Genomic DNA, 19,716 nt, shown 5'->3' on the forward strand with positions numbered 1-19,716 from the left:
CGTGGATTCGCGGCGATCCGCACGGCCACTCGCGACGGATCGATCGCGCTACTTCCCGGTCGGGCCGTAGAACGAGCTGATCTCGTCCAGCTCCATCTCGGCGGTCGTCTGGATCAGCTTCAGCAGCTCGGGATCCAGGCCCGGCGAGAACTCCTCGAAGCGCTCGGGCGCGATGACCGAGGGCACTCCCTCCGGAGCCTGCTCCTTCGACTCGAGGGTCGTGCCGTCGTTCGACGGCGAGGCGCCGCGGAAGATCTTCCCCGCCTCCGACGCGCCCTCGAGGTCGAACGTGTACTGCTTGCTCTGCAGCCCCAGATCGACCAGCTTCTTGACCTCGGGGAACCTCTCGGCGTTCGTCTTCGGGATCGGCAGGGTCTTCTTCCAGTCGATGCCGAGCGTCTCGAGCGCCTTGGCGTAGCCGTTCTCGTGGGCCTGGTCGCGGACGATCAGGTAGGCGATCGTCGAGCGGGCCGTCTTGTTGTCCGTCATCTCGTAGATGCGGCACTTCTGCAGGCGCCCGGTCGATTCGAGCATGAGGTTGTAGAGCAGATCGAGCACGAGGTTGCCCGAGTTGTAGACGTAGCTGCCGCTCCACGGATTGCCGACCGAGTCGACCGGCAGGGCGCCCTGCGCTCCGACGAGGTAGTGGTGGATGTTGCCCGTGTCGAGGGCGATGTTCAGCGGAGTCGCTCCGCCGGCCCCCGGGGTGTCGAGCGGATCCGTCGGCTTGCCGTTGTAGCGCGGGGAGCCGTCGAGCAGGCGCGAGATGGTGGTGCCGATCAGCTCGACGTGGCTGATCTCCTCCGTGCCGATGCCCTGGATCAGGTCGCGGTACGGCTTCGCATCGGCGCCGCGGAAGTTCATCGCCTGGAAGAGGTACTGCATCATGGTGCGCATCTCGCCGAACTGCCCGCCGAGCCCCTCCTGCAGTGCGTTCGCGGCGGCCGGATCCGGCTCGTCCTGCTCGATGTCGTTGATGAGTCGCTGCACGTGGAAGAACATCATTGCCTCCGAGAGGATCGTGGTGTCCCCTCAGAGTCCGTCGTGCTCCTCGAGCACCGCGCCCCCTTGCCCTTCACCGAGTGCGGAGGGACACTGCCGCAGCACTTGACGGCGGTGCCCGCACCCGCGACGCTCGGCGCTGAGGCCGCGCGGGCGGCCCCGCCCCCGAGCTCGGAAGGCACCCCATGCGCACTCTCACCGCCGGACTGTTCGCGTCGATCGACGGAGTCGTCGAGTCGCCGAACCTGTTCCAGTTCGACAGCTTCGACCCCGAGCTCGGAGCGCTGATGGGCGCGATGATCGACGAGGTCGACACCGCCGTGCTGGGCCGGGCCGGCTACGAGGAGTGGTCGCAGTACTGGCCGTCGGCACCCGCCGACGATCCCTTCGGAGCCTTCATCAACCCGATCGAGAAGTTCGTCGCCTCGAGGACGCTCACCGGCGACCTCGGCTGGAACGCCACCCTCATCGAGGGCGACGTCGAGAGCTTCCTCGCCGATCTCAAGGAGACCGAGGGCGGCCGCATCTCGCTGTTCTCGAGCATCTCGCTCACCCGGCAGCTGCTGTTCGCCGGCCTCCTCGACGAGCTCACGCTGATGGTCCACCCGGTGATCGCCGGAGCCGGCCGCCGCCTGTTCGAGCCGAGCGACCCGCTCACGCGGCTGGAGCTTCGCGACTCCTCGATCACGAGCGCCGGCAACGCGGTGCTGACGTACGCACTGCGGGGCTGAGCCCCGCGATCACGCCCCGGTCAGCGCCTCCACGTCGGCCGCGAGGCTCTTCTGCACCGCGAACTGGGTGCGGTGCAGCTCCTCGTACCGGCCGCCGGCGGCCAGCAGCTCGTCGTGCGTGCCGCGCTCGACGATGGAGCCGTCCTCGATCACGAGGATCAGGTCGGCGCTGCGGATGGTGGACAGGCGGTGCGCGATGACCATCGCCGTCCGCCCCTCCAGCGCCTCGCTGAGCGCGGCCTGCACGGCCGCCTCCGAGGTCGAGTCCAGCGCGGCGGTCGCCTCGTCGAGGATGACGACCCGAGGCTGGGCGAGCAGGAGCCGCGCGATGGTCAGGCGCTGGCGCTCGCCGCCCGAGAGCCGGTAGCCGCGCTCGCCGACGACGGTGTCGAGCTGGTCGGGCAGCGAGCGGAGGAGCGGCTCGAGCCGCGCGCGGCGGACCGCGTCCCACACGTCGTCGAGGGACGCCTCCGGTCGGGCGAGGCGCAGGTTCGACAGGATCGTCTCGTGGAACAGGTGGCCGTCCTGCGTCACCATGCCCAGGCTGTGCCGCATCGAGTCGAACGTGACGTCGCGGACATCCGTCCCGGCGAGCCGCACGGCACCGCTGTCGACGTCGTACAGGCGCGAGAGCAGCTGCGCGATCGTGGACTTGCCGGCTCCGGACGTGCCGACGAGCGCCACCGTCTGACCGGGCTCGATGCGGAAGGACACGCCGTGCAGCACCTCCTCGCCGCCGCGGGTGTCGAGCGTCGAGACCTCCTCGAGGGAGGCGAGGGACACCTTGTCCGCGGACGGGTAGGCGAAGCGGACGTCGTCGAACTCGACGGCGACGGGGCCCTCGGGGACGGAGACGGCGTCGGGCTTCTCCTGGATGAGCGGCTCGAGGTCCAGCACCTCGAAGACGCGCTCGAAGCTGACGACCGCGCTCATGATCTCGACGCGGGCGTTCGCGAGGCTGGTCAGCGGCGCGTAGAGGCGGGTGAGGAGGAGCGCCAGGGTGACCACCTCGCCTGTGTCCAGGGCGCCGCCGAGGGCGAGGACGCCGCCGAGCCCGTAGACGAGCGCGAGGGCGAGGGCCGAGACGAGCATCAGCGCCGTGAAGAAGACGAACTGCAGCATCGCGGTCCGGACGCCGATGTCGCGGACGCGTGCGGCGCGGACGCGGAACTCCTCGGCCTCCTCGTCGGGCCGGCCGAACAGCTTGACGAGGGTGGCGCCGGGGGCCGAGAAGCGCTCGGTCATCTGCGTGCTCATGGCGGAGTTGTGGTCGGCGGCCTCGCGGCGGAGTGCGGCGAGGCGGCCGCCCATCCGGCGCGCGGGCACCAGGAAGATCGGGAGCATGACGACGGCGAGGACCGTGACGAGCCAGGACGTGCTGAGCATCACGATCAGGGTCAGGATGAGCGCCACGAGGTTCGTGACGACGCCCGACAGGGTGCCGCTGAACGCCTGCTGCGCGCCGATCACGTCGTTGTTGAGGCGGCTCACGAGGGCGCCGGTGCGGGTGCGGGTGAAGAACGCGATCGGCATCTTCTGCACGTGGTCGAAGACGGCGGTGCGCAGGTCCAGGATCACGCCCTCGCCGATCCGCGCGGAGTACCAGCGCGTCACGAGGGACACGGCGGCGTCGGCCACGGCGACGAGCGCGATGACGACGGCGATCCGGATGATCGTGGCGACCTCGCCCCGCGCGACGATGACGTCGACCACCTGGCCGGCCAGCACCGGCGTCGCGACCGCGAGGAACGCTCCGACGATCGAGAGGGTGATGAAGATCAGCAGCTGCGACCGGTACGGCACGGCGAACGTCATGATCCGCCTGACCGACGCGCGGGAGATGCCGTGCTTGCCGTCCCTGACGGTCGAGATCTTGTAGAGCGAGCTCCAGGCCGCGCCTTCCATGCTCATCGGCAGTTCCTTCCCTCGGCCCCACGCCCCAACTTAGGGGGTGGGTGGCGGGGATTCCTGGAGTGGTTCGTGGTCCCTCCGCTCGCGGGTGCGCACCCTCCTTCAGAAGCGGCCTGCGCGCTTCTCCAGAAGTTGCGGTAACTGCTCACGCTTCCCGCAACTTCTGGAGGACCGGGAGGCCCGGGAGGACCGGGAGGACCGCGGGCACACGAGCCACGCGGTCGCCCGCTGTCAGTCTCCGCACCGCGACGCCCCCCATGATGGGGCGATGTTCCTCCCGACCCGAGCCGCCGGGCTCGACGCGCTCGCCGAGTTCGTCCCCCGCGCCGGCGGCGCCTACGCCCGCGACCGCAACCACGACCTCGGATCGTCGCGCGACAACGTTTCCGGGCTCTCCCCGTACCTCCGCCACCGGCTCGTGACCGAGCGGGAGGTCGTCGCCGCAGTCCTCGCGCGCCACCGGTTGACCGCCGCCGAGAAGTTCGTGCAGGAGGTGTTCTGGCGCACCTACTGGAAGGGCTGGCTGGAGCAGAACCCGGAGGTGTGGCGCCGCTACCGCCGCGAGGTGGACGAGCTCGCCGCGGCCGGCCTCCCGTCGGGGTACCGCGACGCGATCGGCGGGCGGAGCGGTATCGACGCGATGGACGCGTGGGTTCGCGAGCTCGTCGAGACCGGCTACCTCCACAATCACACACGCATGTGGTTCGCGAGCATCTGGATCTTCACCCTCGAGCTGCCCTGGCAGCTCGGCGCCGACTTCTTCTACCGGCACCTGCTCGACGGCGACGCCGCGTCGAACACGCTGTCGTGGAGGTGGGTCGCCGGCCTCCAGACACCGGGCAAGACCTACCTGGCGTCCGCCTCCAACATCGCGCGGTACACCGACGGGCGCTTCTCTCCGCAGGGCCTCGCCACCACCGCTCCCGCGCTGGTCGAGGAGCACTTCCCGCCCCGGGAGGCGATCGGCTCGGACGACGTCGTCGGGACCGTCGGCGCCCGCCCCGGCCTCCTGCTGCACGAGGAGGACCTCGACGCCGAGAGCCTCCTCGCCGAGCAGCCCGGCCTGGCGGACCGGATCGTGGCGAGCGCTGCGGCCGCCGAGGCGGAGGAGCGCTCCCCGCTCGCGGTGTCGGAGGCGGTGCAGGCCTTCACCGGAGCGGCACTCGCCGACGCCGCGTCCCGTGCGCAGGACGCAGATGGCCGGCCGGCCCGGCTGCTGGCCGATGCGCGTCCCGCGACGGTCGTCGAGTGGGCGACGTCCGAGCGGCTCGACTCCGTGGTGGTCCCGTACGCACCGGTCGGTCCCGTCCGCGAGCGGCTGGACGCACTCCGCCCCGCCCTCGGGGGCGAGGGAGTCGCGCTCGTCACCGTGCGACGCCGATGGGACGGCACCGCGTGGCCCTCGGCGTCGCGCGGGTTCTTCGCCTTCCGGAAGCGGATCCCGGTGCTGGTGCGCGGCTTGGACGAGCCTTCCGACGCGGTCCGCCTGTTCTGACCCGCGCCAGAGGCGGAGCCGCCTCCCGCGCGCGATCCGTCGCAGAGGGCTGACCGAGAGGTCGCACCGGCCGCCGATCGCGGGATCACGCGGCCCTGCGCGACGGATCGACCTGCCCGAGAGCGCTCCGCCGGCGGGAGTCCGCCGACCCCTCACTCGGTCAGGCTCCGTGCGCCGGACTCGAGGCGAGGAGCGAGGCCGCGAGGTCCCGGAGCGAGCGGCCGGCGACCGAGGGGATGGTCACTCCGCTCACGACGTCGACCGGCCCCGCGTCGACCGCACTGCCGACCGCGCCGCAGAGGGCTCCCACGAGCGCCGGCAGGCTGTCCTGGTGCCGCGTGATCGAGAAGGCGAGAGGTATCGCGCGCTCGTGGTCACCGTCCGCCCGCTCGGCCAGAGCGAGCGCGAGGGGGAGCGTCTCCGTCACCGTGCCCGGGTGGCTGTAGGTGCGCGGGGCGAAGCGCGCGACCAGCGCGGGGACCGCCGCGAACGTCGTCGCGTGCTCGTCCAGGATGCGGCGGGCGTCGGCGATGCCGTCGAGCAGCCAGTCGTCCAGGTCGGACGACGCCAGCTCGGCGTCCAGCGCTGTGCCGAGGGACTCCCCGCGCAGGGCGCGCGAGACGACCGCGGCGAACAGCCCGGCCGCGTCCACTCCGACGCCGTCGTGAGTGATCTCGGCGAGCGTGCGGGCGAGAGCGGACGCCTCCGCCGGGTCGTCGCTCGCGACGGCGGCGGCGAGTGCGCCCGGGAGGGCCGTGTCGTCGTAGAAGGCGGGGTTGTCGCGCCCGGTCAGCGGCGGCAGGAGGCCCTCGTCGGCGTTGAGCAGGGCCGAGCGCTGCGCGGTGCCGGTCCAGGTGCCGTCGACGGACATCAGGCGGCGCCAGCTCGCGAAGAGGGCGCTCGCGTCCGACGGCCCCGCCTCGAGGATCGCGAGCGCGGCGACCGCGAAGAGCTCGGTGTCGTCGGTGCCGACGAGCGACTGCGTGCCGAGGGCGCTGAGGACGAACGGGACGACGGGCCGGAGCACCAGCTCCGCGTCGAGCTCCGCGCGACCGCGGCGCAGGGTCTGGCGCACGAAGGGGTCGTGGAGGGTGCGGTGCTCGCTGGCGGGGGCTCCGAGGGCGTCGCCGAGGGCGAGGCCGTGCACGGCGGCGACGGCGCGCCGCTCTCGATCGGTGGTCATGCGGCGATCCTCCTGTCGGCGGTCGACCGGTCGACGAGGGCGTCGGCGAGGTCGACGAGGTCCGTCCCTGCGGTCGCCTCGATGCAACGGCCGGCGACCGACCTCACCTGGGCGACCAGTGCGGGGTCGAGGGCGCCGGCTCCGTGGAGGGCACCGGCGACCGCTCCGCCCATGGCGGCGATCGTGTCGGAGTCGCGCCCGATGTTGACGCCCGACTCGATGACCGCGAGCGACCCCCGGGTGGCCTGCAGCAGCCCCATCGTGAGCGCCAGGGCCTCGGGGGCGGCGTCCGCCCACATGTACTGCCGGAGCGGGATCCTCTCGAACAGCTCCTCCTCCGCGGCCTCGACCGACGAGGCGGAGGCGGCGACGTCGAGCGCCCGCCGCACCAGCCGCAGCGACCACGAGTCGGCGGGGAGGGCGTCCAGCATCGCCTCGAGGACCGGATCGATCGAGTCCGCGACCATGGCGACGGCGACGCCCGCCGCGATCGACTCGGCGCAGAAGACGCCGTCGCGGTCGTGGCTCACCCGGGCGTCGACGACGGCGAGGCGGCGGGCGAGCGCCGGATCCCCCGCGGCGTAGATCCCGATCGGAGCCGCGCGCATCGCCGCTCCGTCGCTCCACATCTCGGAGTTGCGCTGCCCGCTGACCGGCGGACGGAGCCCCGCCTGCAGGTTCGCCAGCGCGATCATCTCGCTGAAGCCCGCCCCGTGGAAGCCGGCCTTCTGCACCTCCAGCGCGGTGAGCCAAGCGCGGGCGACGTCGTCGGACGTCATCCCGGCGCCGCCGGCCAGCACGCTCTGCGCGGTCAGCACGGCGTACTCAGTGTCGTCGGTGCCGGCGGCGTCCTCCTCGAGGAAGGTCGTCACCCGCCCCCATCGCTCACGGATGGCGAAGAGGGTCATGCCCTCGGTCGGGGCCCCCATGGCATCGCCGATGGCGAGCCCCAGCAGGGAGCCGCGTGCGCGGTCCTTCGTCATGATCCTCCGCCTGTGCAAAACGTTTTGAGTGAGCGTACCCGTGAGCGAGGACTGCGAAGCGCTACTCTGCGAAGACTTCGGTGCGGATGCGTGCACGCCACCCCGCGCCGATGCACACGCTTTCGACGTCGGGGGGACACGCGATGGCGGGAATCAGGGACGTCGCCGCTGCGGCCGGCGTCAGCGTGTCCACGGTCTCGCACGTCCTCTCGCGGAACCGGCCGGTCGCACCGGCCACCCGCCTCCGTGTCGAGGCGGCGATCGCGGAGCTCGGCTACAGCGCCCACCCCGGAGCCGCCCAGCTGCGCTCGGGACGCACGAACACGATCGCCCTGGTCGTGCCGACCCTCGAGAACCCCTTCTACCCCCTGGTCGCCGGCGGGATGCAGGACGTGCTCGTGCCCCGGGGGCTCTTCCTCAGCATCACCGACTCGAGCGGGATCGGCCGATCGGAGGCGACGCTCCGCCAGCTGATCTCGCGCCGGGTCGACGGGGTGGTCGCCGCGCCGTACGGCATCACCGCGACGATCCTGCAGGAGCTGAGCTCGGCCGGCATCCCGTTCGTCACGCTCGGTCGCACCGTCGCCTCCGGCGGGGACGTCGTGCACACCGACGACGCCGAGGGCGTGCGCGCCGTCACCGAGCACCTGCTCGGTCGCGGCTACCGGAGGATCGCCTTCGTCGGCGGCGACGAGAACGCGACGACCACCACCGAGCGGCTCCAGGGCTTCGAGCGGGCCCACGGGGACGCCGGTCGCCCGATCGTCGCGAGCGACATCCGCTTCGAGTCGTTCACGCGCGAAGGCGGTCGTGCGGGCGCCGCGGCGCTCCTGGAGGGAGCCGATCGCCCCGATGCGATCGTCGCCGCCAACGACCTCATCGCCATCGGAGTCCTCGACGCCGCCCGGGAGAGGGGACTGCGGGTCCCCGAGGACCTCGCCGTGACCGGCTACGACGACATCGACGCCGCCTCGCTGGTGAACCCGGCGCTCACCACGGTCGAGAACCCCGCTCGCGAGATCGGGCGCGCGTGCGCCCGCCTCCTGCTCGAGCGGCTCGACGGGGACACCGCGGGAGTCACGCGCACCGTGGCCCTCTCGCACCGGCTGGTCGTCCGGCAGTCGTCCTGACCCGCCGGCGGTCTCGATGCGCCGCCTGCGGCGGCTACTCGACCGGCAGGGTGCCGCGGGGGTCGATCGACACGTCGCGAACGGCCGCCGATCGGCGGATCATGCGGCCGTCCGTGACGGATCGCCGGTGGCGCGGGCCGCGTTCAGCGCTGCACGCGCTCCCACAGCTCCGAGCCGAGCAGGGCGTCGGTCGCGTCGTCGATCAGCACCTGGCCCTGCTCCGGCGTGACGCGCTGCGCGATCACGAGTGCGGCCGTGCCCTGCACCGACGCCGCGAAGAGGAGCTGGAAGCGCTCGCGAGCACCGGCGTCGCCCGACGGCTCGACGGTGAGGGCGCCGTCGAGCACCTGGAAGAGCCGCGCGGACGCCTCCCGCACCGGCCCCTCGTCGGCGGCGAGCCGGAACATGAGCTCCATCAGTGCGGCGTGCTCGACCGCGAAGGCGACATGGGCGCGGCCGACGCGGCGGAACCGCTCCGGGAACGCGCCGGGCGACTCGACGGCCGCGTGCACCGCCTCCGTGAGCCGGTCGAACCCGCGCACGGCGAGCGCGTCGAGCAGCGCCTGCCGGTCGACGAAGTGGCTCCGCGGGGCCCCGTGGCTGACGCCGGCCCGCCGGGCGAGCTCGCGGAGCGACAGCGCGTCGACGCCGTCGGTGCGCAGCAGCGTCTCGGCCTGCTCGAGCAGCTCCGCGCGGAGGTTGCCGTGGTGGAAGGGCGGAGTCACCCGTCGATCGTACTGCTAGGCATTGACTAGATTCTAGGCAGTGCCTAGTCTCGCCCCATGACCTCCACTCCTCCCGACCAGTCCGGCCGCACCGTCGTCGTCACCGGCGCCACCAGCGGGATCGGCCTCGCCACCGCCCGCGCCCTGGCGGCGGCCGGTGCGCGAGTCGTGCTCGCGGTCCGCGACACGGCGAAGGGCGAGGGCGTCGCCGCCGCGATCGCCGGTGACACCCTCGTACGCCGCCTCGACCTCGCCGACCTCGCGTCGATCCACCGCTTCGCCGAGGAGTGGAGCGGACCGATCGACGTGCTGATCAACAACGCCGGAGTCTCGACCGCCCAGCGCGAGAGCACGGTGGACGGCGTCGAGCTGCAGTTCGGCACCAACCACCTCGGCCCGTTCGCGCTCACCAACCTGCTCCTGCCGCGGATCACGGGGCGCGTGGTGTCGCTCGCGTCGCAGGCCGAGCGGATGGGGCGCCTCGACCTCGACGATCTGAGCACCGAGCGGACCCGGTACCGGGAGTCGCGCGTCTACGCGACGTCGAAGCTCGCCGGGCTGCTCTTCACGGCCGAGCTGCAGCGGAGGCTCACCGGGGTGGGATCGCCCGTCCTCGCAGTGGCCGCCCATCCGGGCTTCGTCGCCACGGGCATGACCGGGCGCGCGACGGGGATCGCGGCGCGCCTCACCGTCCTGCTCGCGCAGAGCCCGGAGGACGGCGCTCTGCCCGTGCTGCTCGCCGCCACCGGGGACGTGCCGCCCGGCGCGTTCACCGGCCCGGAGCGGTTCCTGCACATGCGCGGAGGGGCTCAGCTCATCGGCCGGTCGCGGCAGGCCCGCGACGAAGCGCTCGCGTCCCGCCTGTGGGCCGCGTCCGAGCGGATGAGCGGGGTCGCGTTCCCGCTCTGACCGCGCCGGGCGCTACTCCTCCGCGCGTCCCGAGTCCTCGATCAGGCGCACCTTCACGTTGACGGCGAGCGGACCGGTCACGCTCGGCTCCTCCCGGAGCATCCCGTGCAGCAGCTCGCCGACCGCGCGCAGGATCTCCGGAGCGGGCAGCGCCGAGGAGGTGGCGATGTGCGCGCTGACCGTCGTGAACCCCTCCGACCGGTCGATGTCGACCAGCACGTCGGGCTGGCGGAGCGAGAGCGTCACGGCGAGCGCGTCGGCGGCCGCCTCGAGCAGCGGCTGCGCGGGGTACACGCCGACCACGCCCTCCGCGTCGCGGACAGCGGCGGTGAGGCGCTGCGAGAGCGCGGTGTCGTCGGTCACGGTCGGTCCTCCCGGCGGGCGTAGACGTCGTCGACGGTGACGTCGATCTCGGTGACGACGAGGTCGGTGTGGCGCTCGAGGGCGTAGCGGATGCGCTCGCGGAGCCGATCGGCGGCCTCGTCGACCGACAGGCCGAACTCGAGGGCGCAGGTCACGTCGACCCGGACGGGCGCGCCGGGCGTCGCCACGTCGCCGTCGAGCGTGCAGCGGCCCATGATCACGCCGCCCATCGTGTCGCCGGCGCGGCGGATCATGCCGCGGACGGCGGCCTCGGTGAGGGCCAGGCGCAGCGTGGGATCCGGGTGGCCGATCGGCACGTCGCGTCCGGAGCGCACCTCGGAGCGGATCGCGTCGAGCAGCCCCGCGATCCAGACGTCGTCGCGGTCGGGCTCGCGGTCGGCCCGGCTCCGCAGGGCGCTCGCCGACAGCTCGGTCAGGCGGGTGAGGTTCGCCAGCGCGAGGCGGCAGGCGGCGGAGTTCTCGATCGAGGGGTCGAGCGGGGTGCGTCCGCGGTCGAGGTACTCGCCGAGCTCGTCCAGCGTGTGGCCGTCGAGGTCGTCGTCGGGCACGGCGTCGTCGGGGTTCATCGCCATGCCTCCAGTTCGTGGAGCAGGAATCGTCGAGCGCGGGAGAGGAGGCCGCGGACCGTCGAGACGGGGAGGTCGAGAGCGTCGGCGATCTCCTGGTAGCTGTAGCCGGCGGTCTCGCGGAGCAACCAACAGCGTCGCTGATCGGCGGGCAATCGGTCCAGTGCCTCCCAGACGGCGTCCAGCTGGAGGCGGGCCTCGACGATGCGCTCGGGGGAGTGCTCGGCGGGAGCGGGCGGGTCCCAGTCGTCGATGTCGTCATGGCGGCGGCGGACGCGGATCCGGTCGATCGCCTTGTGCGTCACGATGCGCATCAGCCAGTTGCGGATGTTCGCCGGGCTGTCGAGATCGGCCAGGCGGCGCCAGCCGGTGAGGAACGCCTCCTGCACCACGTCGTCGGATTCGACGTCGGAGCCGAGGAGCTTCGCGGCGTAGACCCGCATCAGGGCGCCGTGGCGGCGGGCGAGCTGCTCGAACGCGGCGATGTCGCCGTCGACCGCGCGGGCGGCGAGGGTGGCGTCCGAGGCGTGCAGGAGGGGGTCGTCGTCGATGATCGCCTCCTGCCGTCGGGTCGCTGCCGGCGTCCGGGCGTCGTGGTCCGGGACGTCGTCCCACGGGCGGCGCCCGCGGATCGGGCCGGTGCGCGGCCCAGAGGGAATGCCTACCAGGCTCGAGGCCAGGGAGCCCGTGGGATGGCCGCTCGGCGCACGAACTGGCCGTCCCGCTCACTGTGGAGGGACTTCTCAGGCGACGGAATCGTGACGAAACGCCCCCCGAACGCGTCTGAATAGCAGTCGACGTGCACGCGGACCCCGACCGGGGCCGGGCCGTCGGGCTCACGACACAGCGAGGTCCCTCCATGCGACACACCCCCTTCGGCCGGCCCGGGCGGCCGTCATGAGCGGGTCGACGTTCACGACGGGCAGCCCCTTCGGCTCCTCCTCCGATGCGACGGGAGGCGCCGAGCGGCGCTTCGAGGTGACGGGCGTCGATCCCGAGGCGGCGTCGGCCGTCTACGCCGACGCGTACGGCGGAGGGCGCTTCCGCGTCGCTCCGGGAGCCGGCGCGTTCTCGTTCCGCTACGCGTTCCGCGGGAGCGAGCGCGTGACGCTGCGCACCTCCGACTGCGCCGGTGCCCTCTCGGGCGAGGTGCCGCACCTGCGCGAGTACGTCGTCGGCTGGTTCCGCGCGGGCGGCGGCGCGCTCACCCTGCGCCCCTTCACCCGCACCGGAGCGGCGTCGGCGCCGTTCCTCTTCCCCGCCGAGCGCCACTTCGGCCTCGACTTCCTGCCGCACCGGCAGAACCTGATCCACTTCGCCCCGGCGTTCCTCGAGGACGTCGCCACGGAGTCGCACGCCGGCCCGCGCCGGCCGGTCTCGTTCGATCACGAGGCCGACCCCGATCCGAGCGTGCTCGCGCGCTGGCGCACCGCGGTGTCGGAGGCGTCGTCGGCGCTGGCCGCCGCGGCGACCGCTCCGCTCGTGCGCTTCACGGCCGAGCTGAACCTCGCCCGGGCGCTGCTGGCGCTGTTCCCGTGGCGCGCATGGGACGTGCCCGAGATCCTCCGCCGCCCGTCCGCCTCGCGGACCCGCGTGGCGCTCGACTTCCTGCAGCACCACGCCCGCGACCCGATCACTCCGGCCGACGCCGCCCGTGCGGCCGGCCTGCACACGCGCACCCTGCAGCAGGCGACGCAGCGGCACCTCGGGGTCTCGCCGTCGGTCTACCTGCGCGACGTGCGCCTCGACCGCGCGCGCACCGATCTCGTCGCGGGCGACCCGTGCTCGACGACGGTCGCCGCCGTGGCGCGCGAATGGGGCTTCGGCAACCTCGGGCGCTTCGCGAGCACCTACCAGGCGCGCTTCGGGGAGAAGCCGAGTCAGACGCTGCGGAGCTGAGGCCGCCCCAACAGGACCGGCGAGTGGGCGCGAAACGGGGTGACCGCCGTCCCCAGGCCCCGACCCGCGTCGGGTCACGCTCCGAGCACCTCCCGGGCCCGCTCCGGAGGGCCTACCGCTCGGAGCCGCTCAGGGCGCCGGGTCGGGGCCGGTGGATGCGTCCACTCGAGCAGCGCGCCGACCCGTGGACGGCGAGGGGCCGGCAGAACGAGCACTCCCCCCCGGGAATGCAGCTGCCGCCCGTCCGCCTGAGTGGCGGGGGGCGGCAGGAGCGGCGAGGTGGCGATCAGGCCGTCTGCGTGAGCGGCGCGCCCTCGCGGAAGCGGCGCACGCCCTCGGCGCCCTCGACGACCGCGGCGGTGAGCTCCTCGACCGAGGTGTCCTCGCGGCGCACGTCGAGGATCTTGCGGCCGTGGTTCATCACGATGTGCCGGTCGCAGACCTGGTAGGCGTGGTGGAGGTTGTGGGTCACGAGGATCGAGCTGACCCCCTCCGTCTTGAGCTGGCGCAGGTAGTTCAGCAGCGCCTCCGTCGCCCGCACCGCGAGGGCGGAGGTGGGCTCGTCGAGGATGAGCAGGCTGCGCTTGAAGTGCACGGCCCGCGCGATCGCGACGGCCTGCGCCTGACCGCCCGAGAGCGAGGCGACCAGCTGGCGCGAGCTCTTGATGCCCTCGATGGTGACGACCGTGTCGAGGATCTCGGTCGCGATCGCGTCCATCTCCTTCATCTTCATGAAGCCGAAGCGGTTGGTGATCTCGCGTCCCATGAAGATGTTGCGGCTGATCGACATGGTCGGCACGAGGGCCGAGTCCTGGAAGATCGTCTCGACTCCGAGCGACTCGGTGACCGAGCGATCGACTTTGGGCTGCAGCACGCCGTCCCAGGAGTAGTCGCCCGAGGTCATCGGGACGACCCCGGACAGGATCTTCACGAGAGTGGACTTGCCGGCGCCGTTGTCGCCGAGCAGGCCCACGACCTCGCTCTTGCCGATGTCGAACGAGACGTCGTTCAGCACGGTGTTCTGCCCGTACTTCTTGGTGATGCCCTCGACGCGGAGGAGCGGATCGTCGAGGTGGCCCGCTCGCGCGGCCTCGGTGAGGATCCCGGCGGTGGAGGTGTCGGTCATGACGCCTTCCCTTCCATGAGCTTGTTGAACACGGCGGCGACCACGATGAGGAGCCCGACGAAGAGCTGCACGTAGAAGCCGGGGGCCTTCGCGAGGATGAGGCCGTTCTGGATGAGCTGGATGAGGGCGGCGCCCACGATCATGCCGGTGATGGAGCCGCGTCCGCCGTTCAGCGAGCAGCCGCCGACGACCGCGCCGGCGATGGCGAGCAGCGTGTAGTCCTGGGTGGTTCCGGGCTGCATCGCGCTGGTGCGGACTGAGATGAGGATCGCGGCGATGCCGACCATGAGGCCCAGCAGCGCGAAGGCCAGCAGCTTCACCTTGACCGGGTTGATCGAGATGGCCTTCGCCGCGGCCGCGTTGCCGCCGACAGCGAAGAGGTGGTTGCCCACCTTGTGGCGGTGCAGGAACACCCAGGCGACGACCCCGATGACGGTCATCCAGATCAGCTGCGACCGGAAGAAGCCGAAGTCGCCGGCGAACAGCGTCTTGAGGCCCTCGTCCGAGGAGAGGACGGCCGGGGCGGTGCCGTTGACGAAGTAGCTCGCGCCGAGCCAGAAGAAGCCCAGGCCCAGGGTGGCGATGAAGGAGGGGATCTTCGTCGCGATCACGACGGCGCCGTTGATCAGCGCGATGCTGACCGCCGCGCCGATGCCGACGAGGGCGCCGACGGGCCAGCCCGCCGACTCCGTGACCCGGATGAAGACGATGGCCGAGAATCCGATGTTGGCGCCGAGCGACAGGTCGAACTCGTCGGTGATCATCAGGATGCCGGCGCCGATCGAGAGGATCGCGTAGACGGGGATCGACTGCGAGATCACGCCCGAGAGGTTGCTCTCGGAGAGGAACGGGAATGCGGTCGGGGCGATCAGGCTCGTGATCGAGAAGGCGACGAAGACGACGGCGGTGATGATGCCGATCTCGAGGGCGCCGCGGCCGCGGGTGTAGCGGAGGTTCTCGCGGAGGCGGTCACCGCGGGTGACGGCCACGTTGTCGGACAGGCGGCGTCCGGGCTGCGGCTGGTGGATGCCCTGGGTCGCGAGCGGCGCGACGAGGACGGGTTCGGAGGTGGGAGGTCTGACGGAGGAGGACACGGGTGCTCGGCTTTCTCGGGCGCGATCGGTGCGGGGAGGGTGGGTGCCGCCGCGGGAGGGCCCCCGCGGCGGCACGGGCATCAGTAGCGGATGCCCTGGAGGTCCTTCGCCTCGAGCAGGTCGACGTTGTCCTTGGTGATCAGGCCGAGCCCGCCGGAGTTGATGTTGGCGGGGGAGAGGCCGAAGTCGAGGTTCAGCACGCCCTGCATCGCCGACTGGTAGCCCTGCACGTAGCCCTGCTGGTCGGCGGTCGCGAGGATGCGGCCCGACTTGATGCCGTCGACGACCTGGGTCGACGTGTCGAAGCCGATGATCGGGATCTCGACGCCGGCGGCGTCCTCGGCCGCGACGGCGTTGCGGTGCGGGGTGCCGCCCAGCGGGACGACGGCCTTCGCGTCGGGGTGCGCGGTGAGCCAGGAGGTCATCGCGTCGAGCGCGTCGGCGTCGGTGCCGGTGGTGCGGAGGTACTCGCCCTGCACATCGATGCCGGCGGCGTCGATGGCGTCCTGGACGCCTCCGCCGCGCTGGATCGCGTAGTTCTGGTCGGGCTCCTCGGCGGCGAACAGCACCTCGTCGCCGTCCTCGAGGCCGACCTGCTCGATCAGGGCCTCGCCCACGATGGTGCCGACCTCGCGGAAGTCCTGGCCCACGAATCCGGTGACGCAGTCGCCCGCGGACTCGGGCGCCGGCACGTTGTAGGCGATGACCGTGATGCCCGCGTCGTGCGCGTCGCAGGCGACCTGCACCCACTTCTCGCCCTCGTTGAACGGCATGAGGATCAGCGACGGGTCGGTCGCGATGGCGGTGTTGACCAGGTCGACCATCTTGTCGGGGTCGCCGTCGGCGGTCTGCGAGGTGAGGTCGAGGCCGCCGAGCTCGGCGGCGTCGGACGCGCCCTTCTCGATCTGCGCCCAGAAGACGTCGCTGGCCGGGTTGTAGTAGGTGAAGAAGTAGGCGTTGCGGTTCTCGGCGCGGCTGCCGAGTCCGTCGGCCAGACCGCCCGCGGTGTCCGTCGTGGCCGCGCCGCCGCCGGTGCAGGCGGTGAGGAGGAGGGCGGCGGAGGCGGTGAGCGAGAGTGCGCCGGTGATCCGCGTCGTGTTCGAGAGCTTCACTTCGTCGTGTCCCTTCGGGTTCGCCGCGCGGATCGCTCCGCTCGGTGGTGGCGTCATCGCCGGGGCTCAAGCTAGTTCTCGCGTGGTCTAGCGTCAATAGAATGTCCGGACATTCTGTTTCGGAAGGGGCGAAGCGGCTCGATTGGTCCGCTCGAGAGGACAGGTCGGCGGCGGCCGGTCCCTCGGAGAAGGTGCTCCGGCTGTCGGGAGCGAGCGGCCCTAGCCGCGGGGGCGAGCGCCCCGGACGTCAACCGCGGGGCAGGTCGCTCGACGCCGCCGAGAGGGCGCGCGACTGCACGAGGCGCACGCGGGAGGCGACCCACCAGGTCCGAGAGAACGCGACGGCCTCCCCGGTCGCCGCGAGACTGCTCCGCGCGGCCACGACGATCAGCGGAGTCGCCGACGGCACCTGCAGGACCGCCGCCTGCCCCCGCGAGGCCGTGTCGAGATCGAGCACCCCGTGCTCGACGAGCCGGGCGTCGCTCCCGACGGCGCTCGCCGCGGGCCGGAACGGGGTCCACGCCTCCGTGAGCCCGATCGGCAGGCCGTCGACGAGGTGCAGGCCGCTCCCTGCGTCGAGCAGCCCGACGGTCGGGGCGGCGCCGAGGAGCGCAGCGAGGCTCGGCGGGAGGAGGAGCGGCGGAGCGGGCAGCGCCTCGGTGCGCGCCTCGCGGCCGGCGCCGAGCACCTGCTCGCGCCAGGGGAGCGAGAGGTCGAGCCGCACGCGTGCGTCCCTCCGTGCCCCGGCGTAGGTGCCGGAGCCGGGCCGCGTGACGACCCGGCCCTGTGCGGCGAGCTCGGCGATCGCCCGCCGCACCGTGACGCGGCTCGCCCCGCACTGCTCGGCGAGGAGCGACTCCGCGGGCAGTCTCGCCCCCGGAGGCAGCTCGCCGGAGTCGAGGCGTCGCCGCAGATCGCGCAGCACCTGCCCCCACGCGGTCAGCGCGGAGCCGCGCTCGACCGGGTTCGCGGGCACGGCGCCTACGCGGAGGCGGGGACCGGGCGCGGCACCGCGAGCTCGCCGGTCAGGTACTGCGCCGCGCCGAAGCCGAAGGACCAGTCCTGCGGGCCGTTCTCGACGTAGCCGATGAAGACGCTGCTGCCGTCGACGCCGACCTCGGCGAGGCGCTCGGCGATGCGGGAGTAGAGCCGCTGCTTGATCTCGTCGGAGCGGCCGCGCTGCGTGAAGACGTGCACGACGACCACGTCGTCGGCCTCGCGCTCGAAGCCGAGCCCGGCGTCCTCGGCGATGATCTCGCCGGGCTCGTGCTGCGTGATGATCTGGAACCGATCGCGCGGCGGGATGCCGTAGGTCTCGACGATGGCGGTGTGGATCGCGTCGGCGACGGCGCGGACGCCCTCGCGGCTGCGGCCACGGGTGAGGTCGATGCGGACGAGAGGCACGGAAGAGCTCCTTCAGTAGCGGTAAGAATGTCCTTACATACTATCCCGCGGCCGGCGGAAACGACAGAGCGGGCGCTGAGGAGTCCCCGCGCCCGCTCCTGCAGGTCGCCTCAGCCGCGCGCCCCCGCGACGAGCTCCGTGATCCGCGCGAGCTGCGCGCGCGACGTGGCCTCGGCCGTCTCGTCCTCGGCGAACACGTTCGAGACCAGGATCGACTCCTCGCGGTCGAGGAAGCCGTTCGTCGCGAGGGCGGCGAAGAGCTGCTCCCAGTCGACGTCGCCGTCGCCGATGGCCAGGTGCTGGTGCACGCGGGCGGCGTTGCCGGGCGGGTTCGAGATGTAGCGGAGGCCGTGGGAGCGGTGGTGGTCGAAGGTGTCGGCCGCGAAGACCGCGCCCAGCCTGTCTCCGGCCGCCGCGACGATGCCCTCGGCGTCGCCGCCGAGACCGCCCAGGTGGAAGCTGTGCGCGCCGACGTAGACGAAGCCGATGGCGGGGGAGTTGACGCCCCGGAGCACGCGCAGGGCCTCGCGGCCCTCCTCGACGAAGTCGTCGGGGTGCGGATCGATGTTCATCCGCACGCCCTCGCGCTCGAGGATCGGCACGAGCTCCTCCATCGAGCGGTAGAAGGAGTTCTCGGACTCCTCCTGCGCCTCGGGTCGACCGCTGAACTCGGTGTTGATCACCGGCACGCCCAGCTCGACCGCGATCTCGATCACGCGCTTCGCGTGGCTGACCGCGTACTGGCGAAGCGACTCGTCGGGGGACGACCAGCGCAGCACCGGCTGCAGCGCGCAGATGCCGATGCCGGCGTCCGACACCGCCTTCTTCAGGGCGCCCACCAGCTCGTCGTCGGCGCGGGCGCGGCGGTGGAACGGGATGAAGTCGGGGTGAGGCGTCAGCTGCATCCACTCGTAGCCGAGGTCGGCGACGAGCCGCGGGAACTCCAGCAGCTCGTGCGTGCTGTGGAAGGGCGTGGGGTCGAGGGCGATCTTCACCATGGTCCGATCCTCACGCGTAGAACGCGGGCTGGGCGACGTACTCGACGGACTCGAGGGTGCCGTTCGTGATCGCGCGCACTCCCGCCTCGGCGGCGACGGTGGCGAGGTAGCCCTCCCATGCCGAGGGGCCGCCGATGCGACCGGCGCGCGCGGCGTCGACCCAGGCCTGGAACTCGGCGTCGTAGGCGGCGCTGAAGCGCTCCTTGAACGAGGGGTTCTCGGCCTGCGAGATGCGGCCGTCGAAGCGCTGGACGAGGCCGCGCGTGGCTCCGATGCTCGCGATGCCCTGCTCGAACACGGCCTCGGTGCTCACCTGGTAGCCGAAGCGCACGTTCACGTTCATCTCGACGTCGGCGAGGACGCCCGACTCCGTGTAGAGCAGCGCGAGGATCGGATCGTTGAAGCCCGACGCGTTGAGCGAGTTGCGCTTGAGGTTCTTCACCTCGATGCCGACGATCTTCTCCCCGGTGAGGAAGTTGACGATGTCGATCTCGTGCACGACGGAGTCGCTGATGAGCATCGAGTTCGTGTACGTGTCGGGCACGGCGCCGTTGCGGTGGCGGTGGTGGGTGCCCAGCAGAGCGCCGAGCTCGCCGCCGCGGATCAGCTCCTGCAGCTGGATGTACTCGTCGTCGAAGCGGCGCATGAAGCCGACCTGGATGTACGGGCGGTCGAGCTTCTGCTCGGCCTCGAGGATCCGCAGGGCGTCCTCGGAGTCCTCGGTGAGCGGCTTCTCGCAGAGGATCGCGAGCTTCGCCTCGAGCGCGGGCAGCAGCACGGGCACGTGGTACGGGCCGGGCGTGGCGATGACGACGGCGTCGATGAGGTCGCGGTCGATCGCCTCCTCGATGGTCGCGACGGCGACCGAGCCGGGAGCGAGGGCGGCCGCGGCCTGCGCCCGCTCCTCGAACGGCTCGATGATCGCGGTGACGGCGGCGTTCGAGATCTTCTGCGTGATGCGGCGGACGTGGTCCGAGCCCATCATGCCGGCGCCGACGACGGCGACGCGGAGGTCGCCGGAGGGGGTGGTGGTGTGCGTCATGGGTCTGGTTCTCCTTCGAAAC

Annotated in this window: 20 protein-coding genes; 5 read left to right on the forward strand and 15 right to left on the reverse strand. The window is 72.2% G+C overall.

Annotation, left to right across the window (positions count from 1 at the left end; translation table 11 throughout):
- Positions 1-48: 48 nt before the first annotated feature.
- A complete protein-coding gene (locus ASF48_RS00785) occupies positions 49-1,002 on the reverse strand; it encodes a manganese catalase family protein (protein WP_055784925.1) in 954 nt (317 codons plus the stop codon).
- A gap of 185 nt (positions 1,003-1,187) precedes the next feature.
- Between ASF48_RS00785 and ASF48_RS00790 the strand changes: the two genes are divergently transcribed.
- Complete coding sequence (locus ASF48_RS00790; protein ID WP_055784929.1) at positions 1,188-1,733, forward strand: dihydrofolate reductase family protein; 546 nt, start codon at positions 1,188-1,190, stop codon at positions 1,731-1,733.
- A 9-nt stretch (positions 1,734-1,742) separates the two neighbouring features.
- Here ASF48_RS00790 and ASF48_RS00795 read toward each other — a convergent pair whose 3' ends face one another.
- On the reverse strand, positions 1,743-3,644 hold the full coding sequence (locus ASF48_RS00795) for an ABC transporter ATP-binding protein (RefSeq protein ID WP_055784932.1): 1,902 nt from the start codon (positions 3,642-3,644) through the stop codon (positions 1,743-1,745).
- A 268-nt stretch (positions 3,645-3,912) separates the two neighbouring features.
- On the opposite strand from ASF48_RS00795, the gene ASF48_RS00800 reads away from it, so the two are divergent.
- A complete protein-coding gene (locus ASF48_RS00800; protein WP_055784936.1) occupies positions 3,913-5,139 on the forward strand; it encodes an FAD-binding domain-containing protein in 1,227 nt (408 codons plus the stop codon).
- 160 nt (positions 5,140-5,299) lie between these two features.
- On the opposite strand, the gene ASF48_RS00805 is transcribed toward ASF48_RS00800, so the two are convergent.
- Positions 5,300-6,322: an ADP-ribosylglycohydrolase family protein gene (locus ASF48_RS00805; protein ID WP_055784939.1), complete on the reverse strand. Its 1,023-nt coding sequence runs from the start codon at positions 6,320-6,322 to the stop codon at positions 5,300-5,302.
- Positions 6,319-7,305 carry an ADP-ribosylglycohydrolase family protein gene (locus ASF48_RS00810; protein WP_055784942.1) on the reverse strand — a complete coding sequence of 329 codons (987 nt, stop codon included), beginning with the start codon at positions 7,303-7,305 and terminating at the stop codon, positions 6,319-6,321. The genes ASF48_RS00805 and ASF48_RS00810 overlap by 4 nt, the downstream gene beginning before the upstream one ends.
- A gap of 143 nt (positions 7,306-7,448) precedes the next feature.
- On the opposite strand from ASF48_RS00810, the gene ASF48_RS00815 reads away from it, so the two are divergent.
- Positions 7,449-8,435, forward strand: a complete 987-nt coding sequence (locus tag ASF48_RS00815; RefSeq protein WP_055784945.1) for a LacI family DNA-binding transcriptional regulator — start codon at positions 7,449-7,451, stop codon at positions 8,433-8,435.
- 143 nt (positions 8,436-8,578) lie between these two features.
- Here ASF48_RS00815 and ASF48_RS00820 read toward each other — a convergent pair whose 3' ends face one another.
- Positions 8,579-9,160 (reverse strand): TetR/AcrR family transcriptional regulator, encoded by a 582-nt coding sequence (locus ASF48_RS00820; RefSeq protein ID WP_055784948.1) that lies wholly within the window; start codon positions 9,158-9,160, stop codon positions 8,579-8,581.
- Positions 9,161-9,217: 57 nt separating this feature from the next.
- Here ASF48_RS00820 and ASF48_RS00825 point away from each other — a divergent pair, with 57 nt between their 5' ends.
- Entirely contained in the window at positions 9,218-10,069 is an 852-nt protein-coding gene (locus ASF48_RS00825) for an oxidoreductase (RefSeq protein ID WP_055784951.1), read from the forward strand.
- Positions 10,070-10,081: 12 nt separating this feature from the next.
- Here ASF48_RS00825 and ASF48_RS00830 read toward each other — a convergent pair whose 3' ends face one another.
- The 3 genes from ASF48_RS00830 to ASF48_RS00840 are packed head-to-tail and all read right to left on the reverse strand — an operon-like array spanning position 10,082 to position 11,573.
- Entirely contained in the window at positions 10,082-10,432 is a 351-nt protein-coding gene (locus ASF48_RS00830) for a hypothetical protein (RefSeq protein ID WP_055784955.1), read from the reverse strand.
- Positions 10,429-11,019, reverse strand: a complete 591-nt coding sequence (locus ASF48_RS00835) for an Asp23/Gls24 family envelope stress response protein (RefSeq protein ID WP_162238011.1) — start codon at positions 11,017-11,019, stop codon at positions 10,429-10,431. The genes ASF48_RS00830 and ASF48_RS00835 overlap by 4 nt, the downstream gene beginning before the upstream one ends.
- Entirely contained in the window at positions 11,016-11,573 is a 558-nt protein-coding gene (locus tag ASF48_RS00840; RefSeq protein ID WP_055784961.1) for an RNA polymerase sigma factor, read from the reverse strand. Before ASF48_RS00840 ends, ASF48_RS00835 begins: the two co-directional genes overlap by 4 nt.
- Positions 11,574-11,916: 343 nt before the next feature.
- On the opposite strand from ASF48_RS00840, the gene ASF48_RS00845 reads away from it, so the two are divergent.
- Positions 11,917-12,918, forward strand: a complete 1,002-nt coding sequence (locus ASF48_RS00845) for a helix-turn-helix transcriptional regulator (RefSeq protein ID WP_055784963.1) — start codon at positions 11,917-11,919, stop codon at positions 12,916-12,918.
- 286 nt (positions 12,919-13,204) lie between these two features.
- On the opposite strand, the gene ASF48_RS00850 is transcribed toward ASF48_RS00845, so the two are convergent.
- From ASF48_RS00850 to ASF48_RS00880, 7 genes are all read right to left on the reverse strand, one after another.
- Positions 13,205-14,044 carry an ATP-binding cassette domain-containing protein gene (locus tag ASF48_RS00850; RefSeq protein ID WP_082480888.1) on the reverse strand — a complete coding sequence of 280 codons (840 nt, stop codon included), beginning with the start codon at positions 14,042-14,044 and terminating at the stop codon, positions 13,205-13,207.
- Positions 14,041-15,138: an ABC transporter permease gene (locus ASF48_RS00855; RefSeq protein ID WP_055784966.1), complete on the reverse strand. Its 1,098-nt coding sequence runs from the start codon at positions 15,136-15,138 to the stop codon at positions 14,041-14,043. The genes ASF48_RS00850 and ASF48_RS00855 overlap by 4 nt, the downstream gene beginning before the upstream one ends.
- A gap of 80 nt (positions 15,139-15,218) precedes the next feature.
- Positions 15,219-16,307, reverse strand: coding sequence for a substrate-binding domain-containing protein (locus ASF48_RS00860; RefSeq protein ID WP_082480890.1), 1,089 nt, complete (start codon positions 16,305-16,307; stop codon positions 15,219-15,221).
- Positions 16,308-16,497: 190 nt separating this feature from the next.
- Entirely contained in the window at positions 16,498-17,226 is a 729-nt protein-coding gene (locus ASF48_RS00865; RefSeq protein WP_055784971.1) for a GntR family transcriptional regulator, read from the reverse strand.
- Positions 17,227-17,231: 5 nt separating this feature from the next.
- Positions 17,232-17,654, reverse strand: a complete 423-nt coding sequence (locus ASF48_RS00870) for a tautomerase family protein (RefSeq protein WP_055784974.1) — start codon at positions 17,652-17,654, stop codon at positions 17,232-17,234.
- Between the two features lie 110 nt (positions 17,655-17,764).
- A complete protein-coding gene (locus ASF48_RS00875) occupies positions 17,765-18,649 on the reverse strand; it encodes a sugar phosphate isomerase/epimerase family protein (protein ID WP_055788679.1) in 885 nt (294 codons plus the stop codon).
- Between the two features lie 13 nt (positions 18,650-18,662).
- Complete coding sequence (locus ASF48_RS00880; RefSeq protein ID WP_055784978.1) at positions 18,663-19,694, reverse strand: Gfo/Idh/MocA family protein; 1,032 nt, start codon at positions 19,692-19,694, stop codon at positions 18,663-18,665.
- Between the last annotated feature and the right edge of the window lie 22 nt (positions 19,695-19,716).

Source organism: Rathayibacter sp. Leaf299, from assembly GCF_001423055.1.
Lineage (GTDB): Bacteria > Actinomycetota > Actinomycetes > Actinomycetales > Microbacteriaceae > Rathayibacter > Rathayibacter caricis.

Coding starts and splice junctions, on each gene's coding strand:
- ASF48_RS00810 (WP_055784942.1), bottom strand. CDS start 7,305: ATGACGAAGGACCGCGCACGCGGCTCCCTGCTGGGGCTCGCCATCGGC.
- ASF48_RS00815 (WP_055784945.1), top strand. CDS start 7,449: ATGGCGGGAATCAGGGACGTCGCCGCTGCGGCCGGCGTCAGCGTGTCC.
- ASF48_RS00860 (WP_082480890.1), bottom strand. CDS start 16,307: ATGACGCCACCACCGAGCGGAGCGATCCGCGCGGCGAACCCGAAGGGA.
- ASF48_RS00800 (WP_055784936.1), top strand. CDS start 3,913: ATGTTCCTCCCGACCCGAGCCGCCGGGCTCGACGCGCTCGCCGAGTTC.
- ASF48_RS00850 (WP_082480888.1), bottom strand. CDS start 14,044: ATGACCGACACCTCCACCGCCGGGATCCTCACCGAGGCCGCGCGAGCG.
- ASF48_RS00795 (WP_055784932.1), bottom strand. CDS start 3,644: ATGAGCATGGAAGGCGCGGCCTGGAGCTCGCTCTACAAGATCTCGACC.
- ASF48_RS00805 (WP_055784939.1), bottom strand. CDS start 6,322: ATGACCACCGATCGAGAGCGGCGCGCCGTCGCCGCCGTGCACGGCCTC.
- ASF48_RS00835 (WP_162238011.1), bottom strand. CDS start 11,019: ATGAACCCCGACGACGCCGTGCCCGACGACGACCTCGACGGCCACACG.
- ASF48_RS00845 (WP_055784963.1), top strand. CDS start 11,917: ATGAGCGGGTCGACGTTCACGACGGGCAGCCCCTTCGGCTCCTCCTCC.
- ASF48_RS00880 (WP_055784978.1), bottom strand. CDS start 19,694: ATGACGCACACCACCACCCCCTCCGGCGACCTCCGCGTCGCCGTCGTC.
- ASF48_RS00790 (WP_055784929.1), top strand. CDS start 1,188: ATGCGCACTCTCACCGCCGGACTGTTCGCGTCGATCGACGGAGTCGTC.
- ASF48_RS00785 (WP_055784925.1), bottom strand. CDS start 1,002: ATGTTCTTCCACGTGCAGCGACTCATCAACGACATCGAGCAGGACGAG.
- ASF48_RS00825 (WP_055784951.1), top strand. CDS start 9,218: ATGACCTCCACTCCTCCCGACCAGTCCGGCCGCACCGTCGTCGTCACC.